The sequence below is a fragment of the Dietzia sp. DQ11-38-2 genome (assembly GCF_014145055.1).
Classification (GTDB): domain Bacteria; phylum Actinomycetota; class Actinomycetes; order Mycobacteriales; family Mycobacteriaceae; genus Dietzia.
Genome location: NZ_JAALDW010000299.1, coordinates 1 through 6,200, shown reverse-complemented (window position 1 = coordinate 6,200; position 6,200 = coordinate 1). Strand labels below are relative to the sequence as shown.

Annotated in this window: 5 protein-coding genes; 3 read left to right on the top strand and 2 right to left on the bottom strand. The window is 69.7% G+C overall.

All coding sequences use genetic code 11. The features are described 5' to 3' along the window. Positions 1–277 precede the first annotated feature (277 nt). Positions 278–1,402: a phosphoserine transaminase gene (gene serC, locus G6026_RS10715; RefSeq protein ID WP_107755847.1), complete on the bottom strand. Its 1,125-nt coding sequence runs from the start codon at positions 1,400–1,402 to the stop codon at positions 278–280. Between the two features lie 88 nt (positions 1,403–1,490). Here serC and pdxH point away from each other — a divergent pair, with 88 nt between their 5' ends. The 3 genes from pdxH (at position 1,491) to G6026_RS10700 (ending at position 3,999) form a co-directional block, all read left to right on the top strand. Further along, positions 1,491–2,156, top strand: coding sequence for a pyridoxamine 5'-phosphate oxidase (pdxH, locus tag G6026_RS10710; protein WP_182613172.1), 666 nt, complete (start codon positions 1,491–1,493; stop codon positions 2,154–2,156). A gap of 165 nt (positions 2,157–2,321) precedes the next feature. Continuing rightward, on the top strand, positions 2,322–3,611 hold the full coding sequence (locus G6026_RS10705; protein WP_107755849.1) for a citrate synthase: 1,290 nt from the start codon (positions 2,322–2,324) through the stop codon (positions 3,609–3,611). Between the two features lie 31 nt (positions 3,612–3,642). Then, positions 3,643–3,999, top strand: a complete 357-nt coding sequence (locus tag G6026_RS10700; RefSeq protein WP_107755850.1) for an FKBP-type peptidyl-prolyl cis-trans isomerase — start codon at positions 3,643–3,645, stop codon at positions 3,997–3,999. 104 nt (positions 4,000–4,103) lie between these two features. Here G6026_RS10700 and G6026_RS10695 read toward each other — a convergent pair whose 3' ends face one another. Continuing rightward, positions 4,104–6,023: a propionyl-CoA synthetase gene (locus tag G6026_RS10695; RefSeq protein WP_182613171.1), complete on the bottom strand. Its 1,920-nt coding sequence runs from the start codon at positions 6,021–6,023 to the stop codon at positions 4,104–4,106. Between the last annotated feature and the right edge of the window lie 177 nt (positions 6,024–6,200).

Genomic DNA, 6,200 nt, shown 5'->3' with positions numbered 1-6,200 from the left:
CACGGCTTCTCCGCGGGCGGCGGCACGGAACCTGTCGTCGAGGGGGAGGGCCAGGGTCTCGCCCGAGTCGGGGAGCTCACACTCGACCACGGCCGAGTCGGCGTCCACCCCGATGATCCTCAGCTTCCGCATACCGCCTCCTCGACTCCTCGCGGTCCCCTGGGCGGCTCGAACGGCGCGCTCCCGGGCCCCGGGCGTTCCCACCATCGTAGGTCAGCACAGCCCACCCGGCGTCGTGACGGGCCGGGTGGGCTGCGGAATTGTGGTGGGCCGGGGGTCAGCCGAGCTGCCCCACCACGTGGTCGATGCACCGGGTCAGTCGCGTGACGTCCTCGGGGTCGATCGCCGGGAACATGCCGATGCGGAGCTGGTTGCGGCCGAGCTTGCGGTACGGCTCGGTGTCGAGGATGCCGTTCGCCCGCAGGGTCTTGGCGACCAGTGCGGCGTCGATCGACGCGTCGAGGTCGATGGTGCCGACGACCTGCGAACGGTGGGCGGGCTCGGTGACGAAAGGCGTGGCGTAGTCGCTGGCCTCGGCCCAGTCGTACAGGCGGGAGGACGAGTCCCGGGTGCGCGCCACGCACCAGTCCAGACCGCCCTGGGTGTTCATCCACTCGATCTGGTCGGCGAACATCAACAGGGTGGCCACGGCCGGGGTGTTGTACGTCTGGTTCTTGGAGGAGTTGTCCACCGCGGTGGGCAACGAGAGGAAGTCCGGGCACCAGCGGTCGGTGGCCGCGATCTCGGACACGCGCTCGAGGGCGGCCGGGCTCATGATCGACACCCAGATGCCACCGTCGGAGGCGAAGCACTTCTGCGGCGCGAAGTAGTAGACGTCGGCGTCGGAGATGTCGACGGGAAGCCCGCCGGCCCCGGAGGTGGCGTCGATCGCGACGAGGGCGTCCTCCGAGCCCGCCGGGCGGGTCACCGGCACCATCACACCCGTGGAGGTCTCGTTGTGCGCCCAGCCGATGAGGTCCACGGACGGGTCCGAGGTGGGATCGGGCGCCGACCCCGGCTCGGCCGAGACCACTATCGGGTCGGCGAGGAAGGGCGCAGCGCCGGTGACCTTGGCGAACTTCGAGGAGAACTCACCGTAGGTCAGGTGGAGGGACTTCTCGCGGACCAGGCCGAACGCCGCGGCGTCCCAGAACGCGGTGGTGCCGCCGTTGCCCAACACGACCTCGTATCCCTCGGGGAGGGAGAACAGGGAGGACAGGCCCTCACGGATCCTTCCCACGACGTTCTTGACCGGCGCCTGGCGGTGGCTGGTGCCCATCACCGAGGTGGCGGCGGCGGAGACGGCCTCGATCTGCTCGGGGCGGACCTTGGACGGGCCGCAGCCGAAGCGGCCGTCGGCGGGCGCGAGGTCGGCGGGGATGGTGGGCAACTGATCGCTCATGCTCGTGGGGTGCCGTTCCTTGTGGTGGGATTCTCGATCGTCACCATCCTAGTCGGGGGCGCGTCGGCCTCGGAGTAGCGTCTGGGACATGGGCGATCCCGCACTCGAACCGGCCGACTTCGACACGATGCGCGTCGGATACGGTCTGCACACCAGCCTGGACGTGGGCGATCTGCACGACGGCTGGCTCCCGCTCTTCGCCGCGTGGCTCGAGGAGGCCGGCCACCGGGGTGTGCGCGAGCCCAACGCGATGGTCCTCGGCACCGTCGGCGTCGACGGCAGGCCGTCGACCCGGACGGTGCTGTGCAAGGGCGCGGACGACCGGGGCCTGACGTTCTTCACGACGATGAGCTCCCGCAAAGGTGTGCAGTTGGCGCGGTCCGGGTACGCCTCGGCGACGTTCCCGTGGTTGACGGTGGAACGCCAGGTCCACGTCGAGGGCCGCTGCAGTCCACTGGAGCGGGCGGAGAGCCTGGCGTACTGGCGTACGCGTCCGAGGGGGTCCCAGGTGGCGGCGTGGGCGTCGGAGCAGTCGCAGCCCGTGGGCGGGGTCGAGGAGTTGAACGCGCTCTACCGGGTCGCCGAGGAGCGGCTCGCGGACGTCGAGGAGATCCCGATGCCCGACCGGTGGGGTGGATACCGACTTCGCCCGGACCGTGTGGAGTTCTGGCAGGGGGGTCGGGACCGGTTCCATGACCGGGTGGAATGTCTCCGGGAACAGGGGGGGTGGACGGTCCGGCGGCTGCAACCCTGACCCGCTGACGGGTCGCGCACGCGTATCGGCCCCCCGGGCGGGCACGGCCCGGGGGGAGCGGACCGGTGCACGCTTCGGAGCGCGGGCGACCGTCACGGTAGGGTGTGGCACAGCACATTCGTGGCGGGAGATGCCGCCGGGACCAGTCGTCGGAGAGGGAATCGCGTGACCGCAGGCTCGAACGGTTCGGACCGCAAGGCAACACTGTCCTATCCCGGCGGTGAGCTCGCGCTCGACGTGGTGGACGCGACCTGCGGAAGCGACGCGGTGCAGTTGGGTTCACTGCTGGCCAAGACCGGGATGACCACACTGGACGTCGGGTTCGTCAACACCTCCGCCTGCACCTCCTCGATCACCTACATCGACGGCAACGAGGGCATCCTGCGTCACCGCGGGTATCCGATCGACCAGCTCGCCGACAACGCCTCGTTCCTCGAGGTCTCCTACCTGCTCATCTACGGTGAGGACCCGACGGAGGCCCAGCTCGCGGAGTTCACCGAGAAGGTGCTCGGGGAGACCGCGCTGCCTGGCCAGATGATGCCGCTGCTGCAGGCGTTCCCGCTGGACACCCACCCGATGCCCGTCTTCTCCGCCGGTGTGAGCCTCTTCGGGACCCACGGGGACGACCTCGACATCGACGACCCCAAGGCCGTGGACCTGGCCACCGCCCGGCTGTTGGGCCGCGGCCCGACTCTCGCCGCCGCCATCGAGCGCATCCGACGTGGCCATGACGCCGTCGATCCGGACCCCTCGCTCGGATACGTCCGAAACTTCCTCCGTATGACGTTCGGGCCGGACTACGAGGTCACCGACGAGATCGCCGACGCCCTCGACATGCTGCTCGTCCTCCACGCGGACCACGAACAGAACTGCTCCACCTCGACCGTCCGCATGGTCGGGTCCTCCGAGGCGCCGTTGTACGCCTCCATCACCGGCGGCATCAACGCCCTGTACGGGCCGCTGCACGGTGGGGCCAACCAGGCCGTGCTCGAGATGCTCGAGCGCATCGAGTCGGAGGGCGGCGACGCCACCGACTACATGGATCGTGTCAAGAACAAGGTGGACGGCGTCAAGCTGATGGGCTTCGGCCACCGCGTCTACAAGAGCTATGACCCGCGCGCCCAGATCGCGAAGAAGCACGCGCACGCCCTGCTGTCGCAGAGCAACGACCCTCTTCTCGAGATCGCGCTCAAGCTCGAGGAGACCGCGTTGGCCGACGACTACTTCGTCGAGCGCAAGCTCTACCCGAACGTGGACTTCTACACCGGCCTCATCTATCGCGCGATGGGCTTCCCCACCGAGATGTTCACCGTGCTGTTCGCGCTCGGCCGGATGCCGGGGTGGATCGCGCACTGGCGCGAGATGCGCGAGGATCCGTCCACCAAGATCAACCGCCCGCGCCAGGTCTACACCGGCCCGGCCGAGCGGAGCTTCACCCCGATCAGCCAGCGCTGAGCCCGGGAAACGGACTCCAGGAGGAGACACCATGGACAAGCCCGAGATCGACATGCCGACCGGCCCCGCCCCCACTGACCTCGTCAGCGCGGACCTCACTGTCGGGGAGGGCGCCGAGGCGGTGGCCGGCGGTAACGTCACCGTCCACTACGTCGGTGTCGACTACGAGACCGGCGAGCAGTTCGACTCCTCGTGGGACCGGGGCGAGTCCATCACGTTCCCGCTCAACGGCCTCATCCAGGGCTGGCAGGAAGGGATCCCGGGCATGAAGGTCGGGGGTCGCCGTCAGCTGGTCATCCCGCCGGACAAGGCCTACGGGACCTCCGCGGCCCTGCACCCGCTCGGCGGCAAGACCCTGGTGTTCGTCATCGATCTGCTCGACGCCTGAGACCGCCCCCGTCTCAACCCGACGCCCCGCCCCCCGTTCCGGGGGGCGGGGCGTCGTCGTGTGCGGGGTCCGCCGCGGCGACCACGGGTGACGGCCGGCGCGCCCTATTCCGCCGGTCGGAGGAACGGTGTGAGTGCATCGAGCACGGCCGGGTCCTCGATCGTCGACGGGACTGTGACGTCCTCGTGTCCGTCCGCGATCTGTCGCATCGTCTTGCGCAGGATCTTGCCCGACCGGGTCTTGGGCAGGCCCTGCACGACCGTGCAGTCGCGGAAGGTGGCCACCGCGCCGATCTCCTCGCGGACCATCGCCACCAACTCCGCCCGCAACTCCTCGGGATCGCGGACCTGACCGGACTTGAGGACCACGTACCCGACCGGCCGTTGGCCCTTGAGTTCGTCCTTCACACCGATGACGGCGGCCTCGGCCACCGCGGGGTGGGTGGCGATCACGGCCTCCATGGAGCCCGTCGACAACCGGTGGCCGGCGACGTTGATGACGTCGTCGGTCCGGCCCATGACGTAGACGTAGCCGTCGGAGTCGATGTAGCCGCCGTCTCCGGTGGAGTAGTACCCGTCGAAGACGGACATGTACGAGGAGATGAACCTCTCGTCGTCCTCCCACAGGCCCGACAGGGTGCCCGGCGCCATCGGCAGCCGGATCGCCAGGTTGCCCTCCTCCCCCGCGGGCAGTTCAGTCCCCCCGGCATCCAGGACGCGCAGGTCGTATCCGGGTACGGGCACGGTGGGGGACCCTGCCTTGATCGGCATAGGCTCGAGACCGCGCAGGTTGGAGGCGATGGGCCAGCCCGTCTCGGTCTGCCACCAGTTGTCCACCACGGGCTTGCCCAGCTTCTCCGTGGCCCATCGATAGGTGTCGGGATCCAGCCGTTCGCCCGCACAGAACAGGGTGCGCATACCGGACAGGTCGTACCGGGCGATCTCCCGGCCCTCCGGGTCCTCCTTACGGATGGCCCGGACGGCCGTGGGCGCGGTGAACAGCGCGGTGGCCCCGTGCTCGGCGATCACCCTCCAGAACGCGCCGGCGTCCGGGGTGCCGACCGGTTTGCCCTCGTAGATGATGGACGTCGCGCCCACCAGCAGCGGGCCGTAGACGATGTACGAGTGTCCCACGACCCAGCCGACGTCCGAGGCCGTCCACCAGACCTCGCCGGGGCGGACCCCGTAGACGTTCCACATCGACCACGCCAGCGCGACGGCGTGGCCACCGTTGTCCCGCACGACGCCCTTGGGCAGGCCCGTGGTCCCGGACGTGTACAGGATGTACAGCGGGTCCGTCGCGGCGACGGGGACGGGCCCGGTCGGCTCCGACCCCGCGACCGCCTCATCCCAGTCGCTCCAGGTGGTGCCGGGGGTCTCGGGAAAGGACTCGTCCGGGAACTGGTCCGGTCGGTCGGCGACGATCACCGCACCCGGTGTGTGGCGGGCGAGACCCAGGGCTTTGGCGACCATCGGGAAGTAGGGGACCTTGCGGGTGGGCTCGATTCCGCCGGGCGAGGTCACCACCACCTTCGGCCGGGCGTCGTCGATGCGTATGGCCAGCTCCGGCGCGGCGAAACCCCCGAACACGACGGAGTGCACGGCGCCGATCCGGGCGCACGCGAGCATCGCCACGGCCGCGCGGGGAACCATGGGCATGTAGATCACGACCCGGTCGCCGTGGCCCACTCCCTCGGCGACGAGCGCACCCGCGAAGGCCTCGACCTGCTCGAGCAACTGGGAGTACGTGATGGTCTCGGTGGCCCCGGTCACCGCCGAGTCGTAGATGAACGCGGCCTGGTCCCCTCGTCCCTCCTCGACATGGCGGTCGAGGCAGTTGTACGACGTGTTGAGTCGGCCGTCGGGGAACCAGCGGTAGAACGGCGGCCTGGACCCGTCGACCGCGGTCGTGGGGGGCGTGGTCCAGTCGATGGCGCCGGCGGCCTCCAGCCAGAAGGCATCGGGATCGGTGATCGAGAGCCGGTGGGCCTCGGCGTAGGTCGACGAGGTCGTGGAGTCCGACATCGGTTGAGCCTCTCGTGCGGCGATGCGGCCCCCGAATCAGTGCCGACGGCCTGTGACGCGTTTCACTCTAGTCTCAGACCGAGGTCCCGATACCGCGACATCCGCTCCGCATACCTCCGCTCGGGGGGACGTCGCCTGACCTCGACGAGAGCCGAGGCGACGGCGTCCGCCAGCCGG